This is a genomic window from Bradyrhizobium algeriense, assembly GCF_036924595.1.
GTDB classification, from domain to species: Bacteria; Pseudomonadota; Alphaproteobacteria; order Rhizobiales; family Xanthobacteraceae; genus Bradyrhizobium; species Bradyrhizobium algeriense.
Window position 1 is genome coordinate 481,188 of the sequence record NZ_JAZHRV010000001.1, and the last position, 20,711, is coordinate 501,898.

18 protein-coding genes and 1 pseudogene are annotated in these 20,711 nt (G+C 63.9%); 15 read left to right on the top strand and 4 right to left on the bottom strand.

The window, feature by feature from the left end; all coding sequences use genetic code 11:
- Positions 1-19: 19 nt before the first annotated feature.
- Positions 20-1,168, bottom strand: a complete 1,149-nt coding sequence (locus V1286_RS02375; RefSeq protein ID WP_334489501.1) for an ABC transporter substrate-binding protein — start codon at positions 1,166-1,168, stop codon at positions 20-22.
- A 140-nt stretch (positions 1,169-1,308) separates the two neighbouring features.
- On the opposite strand from V1286_RS02375, the gene V1286_RS02380 reads away from it, so the two are divergent.
- The 7 genes from V1286_RS02380 to V1286_RS02410 all read left to right on the top strand — a co-directional run bounded on the left by V1286_RS02380 (position 1,309) and on the right by V1286_RS02410 (position 8,335).
- Positions 1,309-2,148 (top strand): alpha/beta fold hydrolase, encoded by an 840-nt coding sequence (locus V1286_RS02380; protein ID WP_334477323.1) that lies wholly within the window; start codon positions 1,309-1,311, stop codon positions 2,146-2,148.
- 505 nt (positions 2,149-2,653) lie between these two features.
- Positions 2,654-3,454 (top strand): aspartate/glutamate racemase family protein, encoded by an 801-nt coding sequence (locus V1286_RS02385; RefSeq protein ID WP_334477325.1) that lies wholly within the window; start codon positions 2,654-2,656, stop codon positions 3,452-3,454.
- A gap of 9 nt (positions 3,455-3,463) precedes the next feature.
- Positions 3,464-3,892, top strand: a complete 429-nt coding sequence (locus V1286_RS02390) for an organic hydroperoxide resistance protein (RefSeq protein WP_334477327.1) — start codon at positions 3,464-3,466, stop codon at positions 3,890-3,892.
- Between the two features lie 26 nt (positions 3,893-3,918).
- Positions 3,919-5,097, top strand: coding sequence for a thiolase family protein (locus V1286_RS02395; RefSeq protein WP_334477328.1), 1,179 nt, complete (start codon positions 3,919-3,921; stop codon positions 5,095-5,097).
- Positions 5,094-6,335: an SDR family NAD(P)-dependent oxidoreductase gene (locus V1286_RS02400; RefSeq protein ID WP_334477329.1), complete on the top strand. Its 1,242-nt coding sequence runs from the start codon at positions 5,094-5,096 to the stop codon at positions 6,333-6,335. Before V1286_RS02395 ends, V1286_RS02400 begins: the two co-directional genes overlap by 4 nt.
- 29 nt (positions 6,336-6,364) lie before the next feature.
- Complete coding sequence (locus tag V1286_RS02405) at positions 6,365-7,150, top strand: cyclase family protein (RefSeq protein ID WP_334477330.1); 786 nt, start codon at positions 6,365-6,367, stop codon at positions 7,148-7,150.
- Positions 7,151-7,177: 27 nt separating this feature from the next.
- Positions 7,178-8,335 carry an ABC transporter substrate-binding protein gene (locus V1286_RS02410; RefSeq protein ID WP_334477332.1) on the top strand — a complete coding sequence of 386 codons (1,158 nt, stop codon included), beginning with the start codon at positions 7,178-7,180 and terminating at the stop codon, positions 8,333-8,335.
- Between the two features lie 18 nt (positions 8,336-8,353).
- Here V1286_RS02410 and V1286_RS02415 read toward each other — a convergent pair whose 3' ends face one another.
- Positions 8,354-9,973, bottom strand: coding sequence for an AMP-binding protein (locus tag V1286_RS02415; RefSeq protein ID WP_334477334.1), 1,620 nt, complete (start codon positions 9,971-9,973; stop codon positions 8,354-8,356).
- 173 nt (positions 9,974-10,146) lie between these two features.
- On the opposite strand from V1286_RS02415, the gene V1286_RS02420 reads away from it, so the two are divergent.
- Entirely contained in the window at positions 10,147-11,790 is a 1,644-nt protein-coding gene (locus V1286_RS02420) for an ATP-dependent acyl-CoA ligase (protein ID WP_334477336.1), read from the top strand.
- Between the two features lie 17 nt (positions 11,791-11,807).
- Here the strand turns inward: V1286_RS02420 and V1286_RS02425 are convergent, their stop codons facing one another.
- A complete protein-coding gene (locus V1286_RS02425) occupies positions 11,808-12,326 on the bottom strand; it encodes a MarR family winged helix-turn-helix transcriptional regulator (RefSeq protein WP_334477338.1) in 519 nt (172 codons plus the stop codon).
- A 340-nt stretch (positions 12,327-12,666) separates the two neighbouring features.
- Here V1286_RS02425 and V1286_RS02430 point away from each other — a divergent pair, with 340 nt between their 5' ends.
- From V1286_RS02430 to V1286_RS02450, 5 genes and pseudogenes are all read left to right on the top strand, one after another.
- Positions 12,667-13,182, top strand: coding sequence for an acyl-CoA thioesterase (locus V1286_RS02430; RefSeq protein ID WP_334477340.1), 516 nt, complete (start codon positions 12,667-12,669; stop codon positions 13,180-13,182).
- Between the two features lie 232 nt (positions 13,183-13,414).
- Complete coding sequence (locus V1286_RS02435) at positions 13,415-13,669, top strand: DUF3551 domain-containing protein (RefSeq protein WP_334477342.1); 255 nt, start codon at positions 13,415-13,417, stop codon at positions 13,667-13,669.
- Positions 13,670-13,770: 101 nt separating this feature from the next.
- Positions 13,771-15,412, top strand: a pseudogene (gene pgm, locus V1286_RS02440) (phosphoglucomutase (alpha-D-glucose-1,6-bisphosphate-dependent)).
- Positions 15,413-15,684: 272 nt separating this feature from the next.
- Entirely contained in the window at positions 15,685-16,011 is a 327-nt protein-coding gene (locus tag V1286_RS02445; RefSeq protein WP_108520433.1) for a hypothetical protein, read from the top strand.
- Between the two features lie 58 nt (positions 16,012-16,069).
- The gene (locus V1286_RS02450) at positions 16,070-16,519 is read left to right on the top strand and encodes a helix-turn-helix domain-containing protein (RefSeq protein WP_334477345.1); all 450 of its coding nucleotides are present in this window, start codon (positions 16,070-16,072) and stop codon (positions 16,517-16,519) included.
- 58 nt (positions 16,520-16,577) lie between these two features.
- Here V1286_RS02450 and V1286_RS02455 read toward each other — a convergent pair whose 3' ends face one another.
- Entirely contained in the window at positions 16,578-17,132 is a 555-nt protein-coding gene (locus V1286_RS02455; RefSeq protein ID WP_145963705.1) for a hypothetical protein, read from the bottom strand.
- 68 nt (positions 17,133-17,200) lie between these two features.
- Here V1286_RS02455 and V1286_RS02460 point away from each other — a divergent pair, with 68 nt between their 5' ends.
- Together V1286_RS02460 and V1286_RS02465 are read left to right on the top strand one after the other, a co-directional pair.
- Positions 17,201-18,559, top strand: coding sequence for a YcaO-like family protein (locus V1286_RS02460; protein ID WP_334477348.1), 1,359 nt, complete (start codon positions 17,201-17,203; stop codon positions 18,557-18,559).
- A gap of 39 nt (positions 18,560-18,598) precedes the next feature.
- Positions 18,599-20,707, top strand: coding sequence for a BTAD domain-containing putative transcriptional regulator (locus V1286_RS02465; RefSeq protein WP_334477350.1), 2,109 nt, complete (start codon positions 18,599-18,601; stop codon positions 20,705-20,707).
- Positions 20,708-20,711 lie beyond the last annotated feature (4 nt).

The window sequence follows — 20,711 nt, forward strand, 5'->3', positions numbered from 1 at the left end:
GTTACGCCTTAGGCTTCGCTCAGGGCTGGTAGGTCCAGGCGCCGTTGACCAGGCGGACGATCACCAGCGCGCGCTCGTCCACGCCGTGGTAGGCGCCGGCCTTGAAGTTGTAGACCGCGTGCACGCCCGAGAGCTCCTTGGTGTTGAGGATCTCGTCGCGCATGGCCTTGCGGAATTCGACGGTGCCGGGTTTGGCGGTCTTCAGCGCACGAGCGGCGGCGGTCGTGAAGATCATCCAGCCGTCGAAGGAATAGGCCGAGAAACCGTCCGTGGTCGGGACGTTGTTGGCCTTCAGGAAGGCGGCGCGGAAGTCGAGCGCGAGCTTCTTGGCGAAATGGCTGTCGGGAAGCTGCTCGGCCACGATGACCGGGCCGGCGGAGACCTGAATGCCTTCCGCGGATTTGCCGCCGACGCGCACGAAATCGGGATTGACCAGCGCAACCGTGCCGTAGGTCTTGCCCTTGAAGCCACGCTCGCCGAGCGCGAGCAGCGGCAGCGCGCCCTGCGTACCCGATCCGCCGATCAGCACGGCATCCGGACGCACCGCGAGAACTTTAAGGATCTGGCCCGTGACTGACGTATCGACGCGCGCGTAGCGCTCATTGGTCAGCACCTTGATGCCGTCCTCGGCTTCGACAGCCTTGGCGCCGTTGTAGACGAGATCGCCCCAGGCATCGGAGAAGCCGATATAGCCGATATTCTTCATGGCATCGCGCTTCATGCGATCGGCGACGACCTTGACCAGCAGCGAGGCGGGCTGCGGAACGGAGATGCCCCACTGGTCGGCCGGGTTGGGCTGTCCGATCACCGGGGAGACGGCGATCATCGGCACCTTCAGTTCGGTCGCGACCGCCATCATCGCGATGGTCGAAGGTGCCGTTGCGGTGCCGATCAGGAGATCGACCTTTTCTTCCTCAATGAGCTTGCGCGCGTTGCGGGTGGCGGCAGAGGGATCGGAGCCGTCGTCGAGCTGGATCAGCTTGATCTTCTCGCCGTTGACCTCGCTCTTGTATTCCATGGCCGCCTGGATGCCGCGCCCATACGGGATTCCGATCGAGGCGCCGGGTCCACTGAGCGACGTCACGAATCCGATCGTGATGTCGGCCTGTGCGGTCGAGGCCGCGACGAGGCCGCCGATGAGTGCAGTCAAACTCAACATCTTGCGCATTGCATTCCCCTTGGTTGAAATCAGCCGCGACCTGAGCGAGATGTCAGCATGGATCGAGGTCGGACCAGCACGATCGATGCCGTGATTGTCGTCGAAGCCCGGCGCAGGCATGATCCCCGCGTCGGCATGGGAGTTGTGAAATGAGCGTCACCAGAACCGGTTCCAATGTCGAGCGCCGCTTCGTCACGACGCCTCTCGGTCGCATTCACGTCGCCATGGCGGGAACCGGTTTTCCTGTTCTCCTGCTGCATCAGACGCCGCGCTCGTGGGACGAGTATCGCGATGTGCTGCCGCTGCTCGGCCGCGATTTCCGCGCGATCGCGATGGACACGCTCGGCTTCGGGGATTCCGCTTCGCCCGCCGGCGACCCGTCGATTGAGCTGTGGGCCGAGGGCGCGTTCGCGCTGCTCGATGCGCTGGAAGAACCGCGCGCCGCGATCGTCGGCCATCATACCGGCGCGGTGATCGCGATCGAAATGGCTGCCTCTGTGCCAGCGCGCGTCAGCGCCTTGGTGCTCTCGGCGTGTCCTTTCGTCGATGCGGCGCGCCGGGCCAAACACCACGGCACGCGCGTCATCGATGATGTGGAAGCACGTACCGACGGCGCCCATCTCACTGAGCTCTGGGCGCGCCGGCAACCGTTCTACCCCGCTGATGATATCGATCTGCTGCAGCGCTTCGTGGTCGACGCCCTGCGGGCCGGCGAGATGGCGGCGGAAGGGCACCGGGTGGTGAATCGCTATCGGATGGAAGACCGTCTGGGGCAGATCCACTGTCCCACGCTGGTCATTGCTCCGACGGGCGATCCGCACGTTCATCCGGTGGCTCCGAAGGTCGCTGGAGCTATCGAAGGCAGCATCTTGCGCGAGCTTTCAGGAGGCATGGTGCCGCTTCCCGATCAGATGCCGGAGGCTTTCGCTGGCCTCGTCCGCGATTTCGTTGCCGCCCAGACGGCCAAGATTCAGACGGCCAAGACCTGAAGTGGATCCTGAAACGACGGGACCGACCGCGGCGAATGCGAACCCGCCCGCAGCACTGGCCATCCCGAGGTCAATGATCTCAGCCACGATTGAAGAGCCTTTATCAACGCAACTATCAAGGCGACGTGCGTCTGCACGGCGCTCACTCCCTGTCAATTGTTTAAAGCCTAAAGTATTTCTCGGCCGCAGGTCAATACGCCAGATTCGCGTTCCCGCGGAAAAAGTTTGCCGCAGCGCGTGCGGCCGCGAGAGCTGAATTCGCTTATGCAAAAGGTAAGGCGCTATCTGCCTGTCCTTTCGGCAAACCGATCCAGTCGTGCGCAGCATGCGCCGGCGCGCGGTTCAATTGACGCCAAAATTATTTTGTGGTTGAAATATTTCGGTCGATGGGACGGCGTCACGCTACAACGCGTCTCCGCAACGACAGGCTTGTGCGTGTCGTCACCCTCCGTGACCGCGGAGGTTCGAGGCTCGGCACGGTTCGCCTGTGAAACAGGATATTGCTGTGCGCATCTTCTGGCAGAGCTTCGTCGACCAGGCTACGAGCGCGCCCTACATGGCACGGCTTGCGGCCTATCTGAACGATATCGCGGCGCCCGGCACCAGCGTCCACGTCGAGGGCATCACGCCTGCCGACCGCGACTTCGGTCGCTTGAGCGAATTTCGTTGCGCGATCCAGGCGGTCGATAACGGGCTCGCGGCGCAGGAGAACGGCTTCGACGCCTATGTCATGGGTCACTTCCAGGATCCAGGATTGTACGAACTGCGCTCGGCGCTCACGATTCCGGTGGTCGGCGCTGGCGAGGCCACGCTGCTCGCGGCCTCGCAGCTTGGGCGGCGGCTCGGCCTTGTCACGCTCGATTCAGCCTTCGAGGTCTGGCATTACGAACAGGCCGATCGTTACGGGCTTTCCGGCCGCGTGGTGCATGTCACCGGGATGGGTTGCCGTCCGGAGGATTTCAGCGCGGCGTTCGCTGGCGACGCGGCGGCAAAGGCGCGCATGCTGGCCGACTTCGCTGCCTGCGCGCAGCCGCTGGTCGATCGCGGCGCCGATGTCATCATTCCGGCCGGCGTGTTGCCCGGCCTCCTGATTGCGAGCGAGCATGGCTTCAAGATCGGTCATGCGCCCGTGGTGAACTGCGCAGCGGTTGCGCTCAAGAGCGCCGAGATGTGGGTGCAGTTGCAGCGCCTCAACGGCACCGAGCCGAGCCGGGGGCCGAGCTTCGCGCTCGCCAATGATCGCGCCCGCCAGGATTTCCGCGCCACCGTGGCGCGCTCGCAAGCCGACAAACCAAAGACTTCTTGAGGACAAGACATGCTGCAGCCAGACAAGATTCTGTATGAAGCCGAAGTAACCGCGACCGGCGGGCGCGACGGCAAGGCCGCGAGCGACGACGGGCTTCTGTCGGTGTCGCTGTCGCTGCCGAAATCACTGGGCGGGCCGGGTGGACCGGGAACCAATCCAGAGCAGCTTTTCGCCGCCGGTTATGCCGCGTGCTTCCTCGGCGCGGTAAAACTCGTCGCGCGCACGCGCAAGATCACGCCGTCGGCGGAGCCGACCGTTGCCGCCAAGGTCGGCATGGGGCCGGTCGCGGTTGGCTACGCGCTCACGGTCGAGCTCAAGGTACTGTTGCCCGGGCTGGAGAAATCCGTCGCCGAGGAAGTCGTTGCCGGCGCCCACGAGCGTTGCCCTTATTCCAACGCAACGCGCGGCAATATCGACGTCAAGCTGACCGTACTCTAAGCGGCTCACAGGAACCCGGCAGTCCGATGCAGAACTCCATCCGAACACCTTATGATCGGGTCCTGATGGCGGTTCCGGTAACGATTCCCTATTCGCGCTACTCGATCGAGAGCGCGCAATGGTGGATCGGCCGCGCGCTGAAATCGCTGGTCGATGGGGCCGGGATCACGCCGCGCGACATCGACGGCTTCTGTGTTTCGAGTTTCACGGCGGGGCTCGATAGCGGGATCAGCCTCACCCAGCACTTCGGACTGTGCGTGCGATGGATCGACACCATTCCGCTCGGGGGCGCGAGCGCGATTGCCGCGCTCCGGAAAGCCGCGCGGGCGGTGCAGGCGGGCGACGCCCGCATCGTGGCGTGCGTGGCGGGTGATACCAACCACGTCGACTCCTTCCGCTACACGCTGGAGAATTTCTCGCGCTTCAATCAGGATGCCGTCTATCCCTATGGCGCCGGTGGCGCCAATGCGAGCTTTGCGCTGATCGCGCGCAACTACATGCGGACGTTCGGTGCGCGGCGCGAGGATTTCGGCAAGATCGCGGTGGCTCAGCGCAGCAACGCGCTTCGTAATCCCCATGCCCTGATGAAAGCGCCGCTCACGATCGAGCAATACATGTCGGCGCGGCCGATCGCCGATCCGATCCATCTGTTCGACTGCGTGATGCCGTGCGCGGGCGCGGAGGCCTTCCTGGTGATGAGCGAGGAGGTCGCCGCATCCCTGAACCTGCCCGCAGCCAAAATTCTCTCTACGATCGAGCGTCACAATGCGTTCAGCGACGATCCCGTTCAGGTGCGCGGTGGATGGGCGATGGACGTCGACGAGCTCTACGCGATGGCCGGCGTCAAGCCTGATGATCTCGACTTCGTCCAGACCTATGACGATTACCCCGTCATTTCGATGATGCAGTTCGAGGACCTCGGCTTCTGTCGCAAAGGTGAAGGGCCCGACTTCGTGCGGCAGCATGACCTTACGATCGACGGCAGCTTCCCGCACAATACCTCCGGCGGCCAGCTCTCGGTCGGGCAGGCCGGCGCGGGCGGCGCCTATCTTGGGGTGGTCGAGGCATTGCGGCAGGTGCTCGGGCAGGCCGGTCCGACGCAGGTGAGGGATGCGCGCATCGGGTTGGCGTCAGGCTTTGGAATGATCAACTATGATCGCGGCCTCGCCTCGGGCGCGGCGATCCTCGCGGGACCAGGCTCATGATCGAACCGATCGTAAAACCGCGCCGGAAGAATCCGCTGTTGCGGACGCGGTTGCCGACGTCGCCGCCGCGCGCGCGCAGCCGCGCGTCGCACGGCTTTACGCGGGCCGCCGCCGAAGGCCGTTTCATGCTGCAGCGCTGCGGCGGTTGCCGGGCGTTCTGCTATCCGGCGCGTGATGCGTGCCCCGCATGCCTTTCCGCCGATCTTATTTTCGCGGACGCGCCGCGGCGCGGCACGCTCTTGAGCGAAACCACGCTGCACGTCCCGGCCGATGTACACTTCCGCGAACGCGCGCCGTGGCGCGTCGGCCTGGTTGCGATGGAATGCGGGCCGAAACTGGTGACGCACCTGCATGCCGATTGCGAAGAGGGGCAGCCGGTCGTGATGTCGTTTCAATTGGACAAGAGCGGGCAGGCAGTGGCCTTCGCGCACCCCGAACGTGAGACCCCCAACATGACGGATGACAGGCAGTGGCGTGAGATGACCGCCGATCCAAAATTCCGGCGCGTTCTGGTGACGAACGGGCGGAGCATCGTCGGTCAGGAAACGGTGGCCGGGCTGAAGGCAGCCGGGGCAGCGATCGTATTCGTCGGCGTCGCCGAGCCGTGGAAGCCGTTCCGCGGCGAGGATGCGCTGCGCGCGCTCGAGGGCGTCGAGATCGTGCCGCTCGATATCGGCGACGAGAAGTCCGTCGCGGATCTCGCGGCTGATATCGGCGGCAAGGTCGATATCCTCATCAACACTTCCGAGCATGTCCGCGCCGGCGGGCTGCTCGATCGTCAGGGCACCAGCGTCCTGCGCGACGAGATCGACCAGAGCTACCTCGGCTTCGTGCATCTGGCGCAGGCGTTTGGGCCTGCGATGCGGATGCGGGGCTCCGATGGCGTCAACAGCGCAGCTGCCTGGGTCAATATCCTGTCGGTCTATGCGCTGGCGAACTGGCCGGTGTTCGGTGCGTATTCAGCGTCGCAGGCAGCTTGTCTCTCATTGTCGCACTGCCTGCGGGCGGAGCTTCGCCCGGGCGGCGTCAAGGTGGTCAACGTGTTCACAGGGCCGCTCGATATCGAATGGTTCCAGACGGTGCCGCCGCCGAAGGTCGCGCCCCGTGCGGTTGCGAGCGCGATCGTGTCGGCGCTCAAGCGCGGACTGGAAGATGTGTTCGTGGGTGATGTCGCCGAGGACATTCGCCAGCGCCTTGCGGCCAACCCCAAGGCGGTCGAGCGTGAACTCGGGGCGTAGGCGGGTTCGCTGAAAACGGGAGAAGCGCAATGGACAGCAATGGTCTCATGCAATTTGCCGGCGCGGTCGCATCCGGCGCGGTGCGCGTCGTCGATCTGACGTTTACGCTCAGCCCGGACTTCCCCGTCATCGGACTGCCGCCGGAATTCGGCCAGGCCGCGCCTGTGCGCATCCAGCAGATTTCGCGCTACGACGCGAGTGGTCCTGCCTGGTACTGGAACAACCTGACCTTCGGCGAGCACACCGGTACGCATTTCGACGCGCCGATCCACTGGTTCACCGGCAAGGATCTGCCGAACAACGCAGTCGACACGCTCCCGGTGCGCGACATGATCGCGCCGGCCTGCGTGATCGATTGCTCGGCGCAAGCTGCAAAGGATGCGGATTTCCTTTTGACGATTCCGGTGGTCGAGGCCTGGGAAAAAAACCACGGGCGGATTCCGGAACGGCACTGGGTGCTGCTGCGCACCGACTGGTCGAAGAAAGGCTGGCGCGACTACGCCAATTTGAAGGACGACGGCGCACACACGCCCGGGCCGGATGCCGCCGTGATGCGCTGGCTGGTCGAGGAGCGCGGCATCATCGGCCTTGGCACCGAGACGATCGGGACGGATGCCGGCCAGGCCGGTCATCTCGATCCGCCCTATCCGGCGCACCATTTCCTGCACGGTGGCGGGCGTTACGGGCTGCAATGCCTGTGCAATCTCGACCAGCTTCCGCCGACGGGTGTTGTGATCGTGGCCGCGCCGCTCAAGATCCAGAACGGCTCCGGCAGTCCGCTGCGTGTCCTTGCGCTGGTACCCGGGCAGGGTTGAGCCCATTCGTCCACATCGAGTGAGATCATGAAAAACAACAAGACTCTGTTGATCAGCGCCGCGCTTCTGCTCGGCGCTATGGCACCGGCGCGTGCCGACATCCTCGTCGGTTTCGTCACCGGCCTGAGCGGACCGGTGTCCTCGATCGGCGTGCCGAACGCCAAAGGATTGGCCGCGGGCCAGACCTATATCGGCGAGGTCGATGGCGAAAAAGTTCGCGTCATCCAGCTCGACGACGGCTCTGACCCGGCCGCTTCGACGCGCATCGCCCGCAAGCTGGTCGAACAGGAGAAGGTCGACTTCCTGATCGGCACGTCCGGCGCACCGCAGACGCTGGCGATGGCCACGGCTGCGATCGAGATGAAGGTCCCGATGGTGGCGGTCTCGCCGATCGCGCCGGTGCCTGCCGGGGAGGGCGGGCCGTGGGTGGTGCAAACGCCACAGCCGATGCCGCTCCTCGTTCAGGGCATCGTCGATCACATGAAGAGCCGCGGCGTGAAGACCGTCGCCTTCATCGGCTTCTCCGACGCTCTCGGCGATCTGTTCTATAACGCCCTGCTGCAAACTGCTGAAGCGGCCAATATCAAGGTGGTCGCGAATGAGCGCTATGCGCGTTCCGACAATTCAGTCACCGCGCAGGTGCTGCGTGCGGTCTCGGCGCGGCCCGACGCGATCATGCTGGGTGGCACCGGGACGCCGGGCGCGCTGCCGGTGATCACCTTGTCCGAGCGTGGCTACAAGGGACCGCTCTACGGCAACAATGGGATGATCAGCGCCGACTTGCTGCGGCTTGCCGGCAAATCGGCCGAGGGCATCATCTGCCCGACCGGGCCGATAACGGCAGCCGAGCAGCTTCCCGAGAGCAATCCGATCCGCAAGGTCGGGCTTGCGTTCCGCGCCGCCTATGAGAAGGCCAATGGCGAGGCGCCGACCGATGGGTTTTCGCCCTATGCCTTCGATGGCTGGCTGGTGTTCATGGATGCCGCCAAGCGCGCCAAGGCGACGGGTGCGGTGCCCGGCACGCCGGCATTCCGCAACGCGCTGCGCGAAGCGCTGTTCACGACCAAGGAAGTCGTGGGTACACATGGCGTTTACACCTATACGCCGGCCGATCGTCACGGCGTGGACAGTCGCTCACGTATTCTGGTCCAGATCGAAAACGGCAAGTACAAGCTGCTGCCGTGACGGCGGCAGGCCCGCGGCTCAGGCGTGGCGCAGCCTGGCCTTGAGCGCGCGCATGTCGATCGCGCGCTTGTCATTGACGGAAGCCGCCGCGAGCGTCTTGATCTCGCCCCGGGCGAGCTTGCGCGTCGACGATAGCGGCAGTTCGTCGACGATGGCGATATAGCCGGGCACCTTGTGATAGGCGAGGCGCTCGGCGCAGGTCTTGACGATCGAGGCCGCGAGCGCATCTGCGTCGTCGATCTCAGCATTCGGCACGATGAAAGCAAAAACCTCTTCGCCGCGGATGTCGTCGGGAACGGGCGTCACCGCACAGCCGCCGATACGCGTATCCATGTAGAGCGCGCTTTCGACCTCGAGCACGCCGATGTTCTCGCCACTGCGCCGCACGATGGTCTTCTTGCGATCGAAGAAATACATCAGCCCGTCTTCGTCGGCGAAGACGAGGTCTCCGGTATGGAACCAGCCGTCCTGCCACGCCGCTTCGGTGGCTTCCTCGTCCTTTAGATAGCCGCTGAAGAATCCGGCCCTGATATCGTCGCCCTTGGCGCGGACCAGCAATTCGCCGGGTTTCCCAAGGGCGACATCGCCGCCCTGATCGTCAACGAGGCGATATTCCATGCCTTCAGATGGCCGGCCGACGCAGCGCGCGCCAAAGCCTGCCGGTTCGCGCGACGTGGTGGTGGCCGCCGCGCCGCCGGTCTCGGTCATCGCCCAGGCCTCGACGATCGGGATACGATAGCGATCCTCGAAGGTGGCGCGGTGGCGGACATCGACGCCGGGCGCAAAGGCGAAACGCACGCGGTGCTGCCGTTCCACCTCGGTCACCGGCAGTTGCAGCAGAATGGCGGGGATGACGCCGAGACAATGCACGACGGTTGCGCCGCTATCGGCCACGCATTGCCACCATCGGTTGGCGTGAAATCGGTCGAGCGGCACCACGGCGCCGCCGAGCACCATCATGCCGACCGCGCTGCAGCCGAGCGCGTTCATGTGAAACATCGGCAGCGGCGTCAGGTTGATCTCGCGGTCCGGCTGCAGCTCGGCGACGCCGCCCTGTGCGAGGTACCAGTCGGCGACCTGCAGGAAATAGCGGTTCGAGAGCATGCAGCCTTTCGGCTTGCCGGTGCTGCCTGAAGTAAACAGCAGCGCGCATTCGGCGTTGAACTCGGCATCCTGCGCGACGACGTCCGTCCGGCATGGGGGAATGCGGCTGTCGGTATCGATCAGGCGGGCGCGCCCGAGTGCCGCCCCCTTCGTCACCTGCATGCGATCCGGCGTCGCCACCAGCAGGTCGGCCTGTGACAGCTCTAGCTGAAAGGACAATTCGTCGGGCCGGACGTCCGGGTTGATCGGAACGATCGAAACCCCGAGCGCATTGAGAGCGAGCCAATGCAGGAAGAAGACCGGGCGATTTTCAAGCAGCAAGGCAACCCGCGCCCCGCGTCCGTAGCCGGCAGCCGCGTATTCGGCGCGCAGCCGATCTACTTCGGTCTTGAACGCGCCGTATTCGATCTTGAATCCTTCCGGCGCGTAGGGCAGTCCCGCGCTTGCAGGCGCCAGCAGGAATGGCGCGTCCGGCCGCCTTGCGGCCGTGGCTGCGAAGGCATCGGATGGCGATCGATACGTGTCGAGGCTCATTGTGGACGTCGCTCCTGTTCGTGCCTCCAGCCGCCGAAACGGATGGCCGCCGGAACCCGCGTGCTGCCCCTTGCTGCGGCGGCAGCTTTCGTGAATAGTTTAAGCCTAAACTATCTCGTCGGCCAAGAGCGATCTATCGCAGACCAGCCCGGCGAAACCTTTGGGAGGCGCGTGTGCAGGCAGGTGAGAGCAGCGCGGCCAGGCAGCGGCAGGGTACGCCGATCTGGTCGCAGGCGGTCGAGCGCTTCCCGCCGGCGGACCGGGTTCTCTCGACCATTCTGACGCGGCAGGCCGCGCAATACCGCGACCGCACGCTGTTTGTCTTCGGCGAAACACGATGGAGCTATGCCGAGACGGCTGCGATCGCCGCCGCATCCGCGGCCCGCCTGATGCGCGCCGGAATTCAGGCCGGCGACCGTGTCGCGCTGATGTGTTCGAATCGGCCGGAATTTCTGGAAGTCTATCTTGGCTGTGCCTGGATGGGCGCCGTGACCGTGCCGATCAACACCGCGCTGCGCGGCATCCAGCTCAGCCACATCCTGCGCAATTCCGCGCCGAAACTGCTGGTGATCGAGCAGGGCTTCATGCCGGCGATCGAAACGCTGGAGCGTGACGTCGCGCTGCCGGATCTTGTCTGGACGATCGGAGAAGGCGCCGCGCTTCCGGCCATATCAGGATCGATCACGCCGCTGCCCGCGCTCGGCGAGGGGGCATCGCCCGCGCCGGTGCAGCCGGACGACACGGTCGCGATCCTCTATACGTCGGGCACCACGGGGCCTTCAAAAGGCGTCTGCTGCCCGCAGGCACAGATGTTCTGGTGGGGCGTCTACTCGGCGCGCGCGCTCGGCATCCGCGAGGGCGACGTGCTGTTCACGACGCTGCCGCTGTTCCACACCAATGCGCTGAATGCGTTCTACCAGGCGGTGCTGAACGGCTGCACCTACGCGCTGGAGCCGAAATTCTCCGCCTCCGGTTTCTGGGCCGCGGCGCGACGGCATCAGGCAACCGTCGGCTATCTCCTCGGCGCGATGGCCGTGATGCTGCTGGCGCAACCGAAATCCGCGGACGACACCGCGCATTTCCTGCGGGTCGCGCTCGGCGGCGGCGTCCCCGGTCAGTTTCACGGTCTGTTTCTCGAACGATTTGGCGTGCCGCTGCTCGACGGCTACGGCTCGACCGAAACGAATTTCGTGTTCGCGGGCACGAACCCGTCCGATCGCCCCGGCACGATGGGCCATCTTGTCGAGGGCGCGGAGGCCTGCATCGTCGATCCCGACGACGCGCCTCTCCCTGACGGTGAGGCCGGTGAGTTGCTGCTGCGCTCGCGCGAGCCGCTCGCATTCTCGACGGGCTATTTCGGAATGCCGGACAAGACGGCCGAAGCGTGGCGAAATCTCTGGTTTCACACCGGCGATCGCGTCGTGCGCGATGCGGATGGCCATTACCGCTTCGTCGATCGGATGAAGGATTCCATCCGCCGGCGCGGCGAAAATGTTTCATCCTGGGAGGTCGAGCAGGTGATGCTGAAGCATCCGGCGATCGCTGCCTGCGCCGTCTATCCGCTGCCATCCGAGCTCGGCGAGGACGAGGTTGCGGCGGCCGTTCAGCTCGAACCCGGCCATGCACTGGAGCCGATCGATGTCGTCAAGCATTGCGAGGGCAAGATGGCCTATTTCGCCGTTCCGCGGTTTGTCCGGATCGTCGCCGAAATGCCGCTCACCGAGAACGGCAAGATCCGAAAGGTCGCGCTGCGCGAGGCCGGGAGGACTCCCGATACGTGGGACCGCGATGCCGCAGGATACAGACTGCGCCGCTAGCCTTGCGGCGCGCGCGATCAAGCGCGGGCCTGCTCCGTCGCGCGCTTCACGGCGTTCTTCAGGTCGTCGAGCTCCTTGACCAATCCGTCAAGCCGCCCTTTCGGAACCTCGGCCAACAGCGAAGCCAGCCAGAGGCCGTGCTTCTTCGCCATCCGCCTGAACGCCTTCCTGCCCGCGGACGTCATGCAGACGATCTGCACGCGGCGGTCGAGCGGCGACGGCGACCGCGTGATGAAGCCGTCTTCGACCAGGCGATCCACGATCGGGGTCAGATTCCCGGCCGTGACCATCAACCGCTTTGGCAGCTCGCCCAGCACCAGCCCGACAGGCTCGCGATCGAGTTGCGCCAGCACGTCAAAGCGCGGCATCGTGAAGTCGAACTCTTCGCGGAACTGACGGCGAAGCTCGGCACCGATCAAGGACGTACAGGCAAGCAGGCGAAGCCATACCCTGACCTGGGCGCGGTTGTCCGTGTCGTCCTCGGCCATGTTCTCTTTGTCGATCAGCGCGATCTCCTTGCCGGCCATCAAATCCATGTCTCCCGACGTTCCCTGTGCAGCCGAGCGGATCGGCACAAAGGCTCTGAAATGAACGTGTAAATCCTTTGGGACCAAATCAAGTGCCCGGCCCGAACGATCCCCGTTCGGTTGCCTGCAGCACCCACGACCGTAGTAGAGGATATCGTGGCGAAGCAAGCGGGGCGCGCCTCCGCCACGCAGGAAACCGCTTAAATTTCTGAAAAGGCGCCTGTGCGCCTCGACACGGAATCGCCGATTGAGGGGCGTGGCACGGCGTCTGGAGACTTCAATGCTCGACTCTGCACGCCGGCCCGGCTATAAAATAATGCTTTAGGTCTAAACTAAATGAGCCCACCGCATGGCCCGTTTTGAATCCCTGACATTCTCCGAGTTGCCGAGCGGCGTCTGGCGCACGCGCCTGCGGGTACGCTTCGGCTCGTGCGATCCGGCCGGGATCGTGTACACGCCGGAATATCTCAATTTGTTCAACGGCGTGATCGAGGACTGGTACGGCGATGCGCTGGGACTGCCCTATCATGAACTGGTCGGAACACGGCGGACCGGCCTCGGCTATGCGCACGTCTCGGCGGATTTCGCCAAGCCCAGCAGCATGGGCGACGTGCTCGACGTCGCCGTCATCGTGCGCGACATCGGACGCACCTCGATGAAGCTCACGGTTCACGCGTTCAAGGATGGCACCGAGTGCGTCCGCGCCACCTTCGTAACCGTGACGACCTCGCTGGTGGATCACAAATCGATTGCGTTGCCGGATGACATGCGTCTCGCGTTGAAGAATTACCAGGCGCGTTGCGAGGAGCCGGCCAGCCCTGCCTCAACAAGCCTCAGATACGGACCGAGCAGCCTGCCGGCGTGATGGCGGTCCCCCAAGCTGAACGCCCGGAGCGCATACCGACTACGAGGGGCCGCTGAACACGACACAGACGGGGCATCCGATTGCCCGACCGCCCGACCGCATCTGTCCGAGAGCGCCAGGCGAGCGACCCTTTTGCGCGTGGCTGATTTTCTATTACTTCCTATCTGTTTGTGGATAGGAAGTAGCCAAGCTCCCCCATTGGCTTGTCCCCCTGTCCTGAAGGAGCCCCCAAATGCGCGTATTGGCTTGCACGATTCTGACGATCGGAACGATGCTGGTCGCGGCGCCCGCGCGCGCGCAGACCTATGATCCAAGCTTCCCGGTTTGCCTGCAAACCTACGGCATTGACGGCAACTACATCGACTGCAGCTTTACTTCGCTGGCGCAGTGCGCCGCGTCCGCGTCGGGCCGCGCGGCGCAATGCCTGAACAACCCTTATTTCGCGCACGGCGACAGGAAACCCTACCGGCAACGCAACGTTTACTAGAGGCTGCTGCATCGGCTTGCGTCGGAGGCGCCATGCTCAACTTTGCCCACGTCATCGCTTCTACGTATAGTCAGGCGAAACCACCCATTCCGTGAGGTCTCGTGACTGCTCCCAATCCCGCTGCCGGCAAACCGGCCGATCCCCGCCTCCCTTGTCAATGTGCCGCAGCTGGTAACGGCCTATTTCACGTCGAAACCGGATCCCTCCGATCCCACCCAGCGAGTTGCCTTCGGAACCTCGGGGCACCGCGGGACTTCGCTGAAGAACTCGTTCAACGAAAACCATATCCTGGCGACGACTCAGGCGATCTGCGACCACCGCCGCGAAACCGGGCTCACCGGTCCGCTGTTCGTCGGCATCGATACCCATGCGCTCGCCGAGCCGGCGCTTGTGAGTGCGGTGGAAGTGTTTGCCGCCAACGGCGTCGACATCATGATCGACGAGCGCGGCGGCTACACGCCGACGCCCGTGATCTCGCATGCGATCCTGAGCTACAATAAAGGCCGAACGAGCGGACTTGCCGATGGCGTCGTCATCTCGCCGTCGCATAATCCGCCCGAGGATGGTGGCTACAAATACAACCCGCCGCATGGTGGCCCGGCCGACACGGATGTGACGGCCAGGGTCGAAAAGGCCGCCAACGCCTACATGGAAGCCGACATGAAGGGCGTTGTGCGGGTGTCGTATGAGCGCGCCCGCAAGGCGCCTTCGACACATCTGCACGACTATGTCAGTCCCTATGTCGCCGATCTCGGCAATGCCGTGGACATGGCGCTGATCAAATCATCGGGCGTGAAAATCGGGATCGATCCGCTGGGCGGCGCCGCCGTTAACTACTGGGCGCCGCTGATCGAGCGTTATGGGATAGATGCGACCATCGTCAACGATGCCGTCGATCCGACGTTTCGGTTCATGACGGCGGACTGGGATGGAAAAATCCGCATGGATTGTTCCTCGCCGTTCGCGATGGCGAGCCTGATTGCGATGCGCGACAGGTTCGACGTCGCCTTTGCCAACGATACCGACGCCGACCGGCACGGCATCGTGACGCGCACGGGCGGCCTGATGAACCCGAACCATTTTCTCGCCGCGGCAATCGCCTATCTGTTCGAGCATCGGCCGCAATGGGGCAGCGAGGCCGCGATCGGCAAGACCATCGTCTCCAGCTCGATCATCGACCGTGTCGCCGGTAAGCTGAAACGCAAGCTGGTCGAAACCCCGGTCGGCTTCAAATGGTTCGTCGAAGGCCTCGGCACCGGTGCGTTCGGATTCGCCGGCGAGGAAAGCGCCGGTGCTTCGTTCCTCAAGCGCGACGGCTCGGTCTGGACGACCGACAAGGACGGCATGGTGATGGGGCTGCTCGCCGCCGAAATCCTCGGGCGCACCGGCCGCGACCCGAGCCAGTTGTTTGCCACCCTCACGGCCGAACTCGGCGTACCCTATTACGAGCGGATCGACGTGCCGGCGACGCCGAAACAGAAGAGTGCGCTGAAGGCGCTCGGGCCGGAGCAGCTTGATATGCGCCAGCTTGCCGGTGAACCGGTCAGTGCGATTCGGACCCGGGCGCCGGGTAACGATCAATCCTTCGGCGGCATCAAGGTCGAATCCGAGGCGGGATGGTTTGCCGCGCGGCCATCGGGCACCGAAGACGTCTACAAGATCTACGCCGAGAGTTTCCGGGACCGGAACCATCTGAAGGCGATTCAGCAGGACGCGCAGCGCGCCATCGCGAAGGCCTTCTGATACCGCGGGTGAGGCGATTAGGTTTTTTTGCAATGGGAAGTCCCAAATCGCTACCGAACGGCGGAAGAATCTTGCGCCAGGTAGCACCCAGCTGCGCCAGTTCGGCACAGCCCTGACCAGGCTGGAGCTGCGGAACTGAAGTTCGGGCGCCGTCGTGCTCGCGATCACGCTGAAATCACGAAGGCCCGAGCAGTGTTAGGCTCGGGAGTTAGCTGCCAGAATGCCGACCGGGAGCGGGGGGCCTGGGAGCTATCGAGGTACCGGGGGATGAAATGAGTGCGGAATCGGTTGTCTACTATCTGAATCGCGTGCCTGAGAGCGATCCGAATGACCAAACCGAATGGCTTTTGACGGCACTGGGGCAATACACCGGCGCGGAGCTGCGCGAACTGCTCTATGTAGCGGAAGAACCGGGATTCTTTGAATTGATGCGCGGGCTGTTTGCGCTCTCGGACGAGAGCCGTGCCGTCCTGCAGCAATTTCTCGAAACCGGCCGCCCGCCGGCCATGAAGGCGGCGATCGACCCCAACGGGCGGTTGACGATTGACCACGTCAATGTCGAGCAGCGCGTAAAAATGCTTCCTGTGATCGCAAATTAGTATCCTGAGCTCCCTGAGGTTGTGCTAAGGTTCCAGCCTGAACAGTTGGGAGCCGCACATGGCGACGAGGAAGTCTGGCCCGCTCGATGCGATGGTGGGTGCCAGGATTCGTATGTTGCGGATCAACCGCGGCATCAGCCAAACCAGACTCGCAGAACGAATCGGCGTTACCTTTCAACAGGTGCAGAAATACGAACGAGGCGCCAACCGGGTTGGCGCGAGCCGGTTGGCGCAAATCGCTTCCGTGCTGGACGTCTCGGTTGGCGAGTTTTTTGAATCTTCCCAGGCTGGATCTCCCGGCATGAATTCAGCGGTTCGCTTGCTTGCCGAGCCGGGCGCCTTGCGCGTTCTCAAGGCCTATGCGCGAACGCCCAGTCCGCGCGTCCGGTCTTGCATCGCGAAGCTGGTTGAAAGCATCGCCGATCGAACTTCCGGGACCAAGGCCACGGTTGCACGTCTGAATACTGTCGATCTTGGTGAGCAGCGGAAGTTTCCCTCGCGAGGATAGTCTTCCGCAGGAAGACGAGCAGCAATCCTGTGCCGCCTCACAAATCCGGTTGGAGGCGTCAGCCCGTCGCGCGAATCGCAAGCCGCTCCGGCGGCCTGCTGCCGGGAATGAACTCGCCGATCCAGTCACGGCGCGTCGCTTCGATATGCCAGGACATTGCCTCGGCCGAATAGGGCGCCGGATCGGGAATGTCCTTGCGGATCTCCTTGCCGTCGAGCCAGCCGCAGCTGTGCGAATAGCGCGCCTTGCAGACGAGATGGATATCGCCGTGGTCCTGCAGCAGCACGTAGCCATCAGCCGGAAAAAATGTACCGGCGAGCTCGATCGCACCAGGCAACTGACGCACCAACAGGAACGTGCTGGTGGATTGCGATTCCGATTCGGAAACCAATACGCCGACCAGGCAGTGGATCGGCGCGATTACCTGCGGTGCAACCAGCGCGAGAGGCTCCGTGATCGGGCCGGCCGTCGCGATCGAAAGATATTCGCCCTCTGGTCCCCAACGGCAGGCGATCAGCCACTCGCGGCTACGACTACGAATCAAGGTCGGCTTGGCATAGTCTGAACGGGCAATATCTGCTGCCATGGCTATGACTAAGGCTTTCGCGAGCATAAATTCCTCCAGGGCGAGGGCGGGCTGGCCTCTCGTCCGCAGCCTGCCCGTCAAGTCGTGAGGTCACCGTGAGCGGTACCGAAAATTCGATACAGGAATTGTTTGCACGCGCGGCATCGTTGCTTCTCGGCAACGGAGTGGACGCCGCCGGCGATTACGATGCCGGACGTATCCTGCAGGCGCTGGAATATGCCTCGGAATCCAGCAACCGGATGGATTCGGAGGCCGCGAATCGTGCCGATTTGCTGATCGCTGCTTCCCGATTTGCGCGGGTGTTCGAACTGGCCTCACCCGATGCACCCGGCCTGTTCAGCTTTGGTGCGCAATTCGATCCAGCGCTTGCTGATCCCTTGCATGACGGAAGCCCGATGGTCGGCGTTTCCGGCGTCGGTCTGACGTTGCGGGATGCATTTCAGGGCTGCGTCGGCGAGGGAATCGAGTATCTCTCTCAATTGCAGACCGGGCGCGACGTGTTGCTCAAACCCGGCGTCGACGACTGGGCCGGAAAACTCGGTCCGAACGCGCTGGAGCTGGTCGCTGCCGTTTCGGAACGCTGCATACAACCAGAGCGGGCGCTTTCCTGGTGTCGTGCAACGCGGCTGACCGACGGTAGCGAAGTGTGGCTTCCCGCCGACATCTGCCTGCGGCGTCCGCCGGCGCAGCGCGACTTCGCGCCGCCATTCCCCCTGAGCATCGGATCGGCCGCCGGTCCGTCACGGGATGCCGCAGCACTGCACGGCCTGCTGGAATTGATCGAGCGCGATGCGGCCAGCCTGTGGTGGCGGGGCGGTCAACTGGCCCGATCGATTCCGCCGCAGGAAGCCGGCATGGTGGTGGAAGGTCTGTTGCGGCAGCTCCGGCATGGCGCATCGGTGCAGCGCCGGACATGGCTGCTCGATATCACGACGGATATCGGCGTGCCCTGCGTCGCGGCCGTCTCGTGCCGGGCGGACGGTTCCGGTTTTGCTTTCGGCCTCGCCGCGCGGCCGGCGCTCGAGGCCGCGGTCCGCTCGGCAACGCTCGAAATGTGTCAGTTCGAACTGGCCGATGCTGTCGTCGCAACCAAACGCAGCGAGCGCGGCGATGACGCGCTCAACGCCCAGGATCGCACCCACCTGCGGCGCGCGGCGATCAATGCCGATCAGTGCAGACTGTTGCAGCCGGTCGCGGAGTACGCGGCTCATCTTCCCCTTCACGCAACTGAAGCGAGCGCGATATTTGAATTGATCGTACAGCGTTTGGAGAAACTGGGAATCGAGACATTTTGCCTTGATCTGACGCGCCAGCGCTTCGCCGTTCCGGTGGTCCGCGTGATTGCCCCAGGGCTGCAACTCGAGCCATCCGAAATCGTCACGGCCAGGCTGCAGGATACGATTGCGCGAACCGGTGGCGGCGCAACCTATACCGGAGGTGTTTCTTTGATATAGACTGGCTGGAACTAACCAACCGGTTCCGGAAACCCCTGCATGCCGGCCAGCACAAACGCCATGACAGCGGACAAGGCCACGGCGGCGCCCGAAAGCGCGCCGCGCCTTTCGGTGTCGCTGGTTGGACGGCTCGGCGTGCGGTTCAACGGCCGGGCGGTCGAACTGCGAACCCGCAAGGCCGGCGCGGTCCTTAGTTACCTCGCGCTGTCGGAGATGAAGCAGGAGAGCCGCGAGCGGCTGGTCGGCCTGCTCTGGAGTCGTTCGGACGAAGAAAAGGCGCGCGCTTCGCTGCGCCAGGTCGTTCGCGAGCTGCGGTCGATGCTGGAGGAGGCCGGATATGACGGCTTCGTCGCGGAGCGGCTGATGATCGGCATCGACGTCGGACGAATCGAAGTCGATATCGAAAGTGTGATCCAGCTCGCCGAAAGCGGGCGCGTTCACCCGCTGCTGCTCGATACGCCACAGCTCGACGGGCGGCTGCTCGAAGGAATGGACGATCTCGATCCGTCGTTCCGGGTCTGGGTACTGGCCAAGCGGCAGACCATCCATGAACGGCTGATGCGAAATCTCGATGAGGGTCTGACCTCCGCAAGCGTTCCCGCCGATTCCAAAAAAAGGATTGCAGCCGCGATCGTCAATCTCGACCCGACCCATGAATATGCCTGCCGCTATCTGATGCGGGCGCATGCGGAAGAGGGCGACACGGCCGGTGCGTTGCGCATCTACAAGGCGCTGTGGGATCTGCTGGACCGCGACTACGCGATGGAGCCGTCGTCGGCCACTGAAGAACTCGTCGCGAACATCAAGCTCGGCATTCTGGAGCGCGCGCCGGTCGATCGGGCCGCGTCGGCAGCGAATGACGAATTCGCTGTCAGGATGGTCAGGGGGACCGCTCTCCAGCCGGTGGCCCCGATGTCGCCATCGGTCAATGCATCGGCCAGGATGCGCCTGGTGCTGCTGCCCTTTGCGATGCATGGCGTCGACGAGGACCACAGCCATCTGGTGCAGGGGTTCTCCCAGCATCTCGCCGCCTGTCTCGTGCGCTTCCGCGAATGGAGCGTGGTTGATCGTCCGCCCGCGGCCGTCGTGCTTCCCGCTTCGGGGACGGCGCCGCAATACTGCATCGAGACCACCGCCTACCAGGCGGGCGCCGAAATCAACATCGTGATGGTGTTGCGGGACGATACCTCCGGGATTTACGTCTGGAGCGAGAGCTTCCGGCTCGGCCTCGGCAACTGGTTTGAAACCCAGCAGCGCATCATCCGCCGCATCGCGACTTCCTTGAACGTGCAGTTGTCGACCGAGCGGCTGATGCGGCTGGCAGGCGAGCCCGACGTTTCACTCGATCTTCACGACCGCTGGCTGCGCGGCCAGAATCTCATCACGAAGTTCGACAAGGAAAGCTGGCAGCGGGCGGTCGTGATCTTTCGCGACTCGATCCGGGAAAATCCTGCTTTCTCGCCGTTCTACAGCAGCCTTGTGCAGATGAACAACATCGAGCATTTCGTGCATCCCGGGGTCCTTCGCAATCCCGACAAGGCAAAGGCGACCCTTGAACTGGCGAAAATCGCCGTTGAACTCGATCCGGTCGATTCCAGGGCGCATCTCTGTTGCGGCTGGTCCTATACGTTTGCGTTGCGTGAGGCCGAGGCGGCGCCGCACATGGACCTCGCTTGCGAGCTGAACGACAACGATCCGTGGACGCTGCTGTCCAGCGCCCACTATTGCGCTTTCTGCGGCTCGATCGAACAAGCTCAGCTACGCGCCAGCCAATCGCTTGCCCTTTCGCTGGCGCCCTCACGCCTCGAATGGGGCTATCACTGCATCATTCACTTCCTGTGCGGCGACTATGCTGGCGCCATAGAGGCCTGCGACCGCGCCTACAATGTCATTCAGACGCTGCCCGCATGGCGTGCGGCCGCGCTGTTCGAACTGGGGCAGCCCGAGTTGGCGCGCGAGGAAGCGCAGCGATTTCTGAACGGCATTCGCTCGTTTTGGGTTGGGTCAGACGCGCCGACCGACGTGGCCATCACACGCTGGCTCCTGCAAGCGCACCCCATCACCATCAGGGCGCGGTGGGAAACCCTGCGCCGCAGCTTGCGCGGCGCCGGGTTCCCGGTCGAAGGCATTGCGCCATTGTGCTGGTGACAAG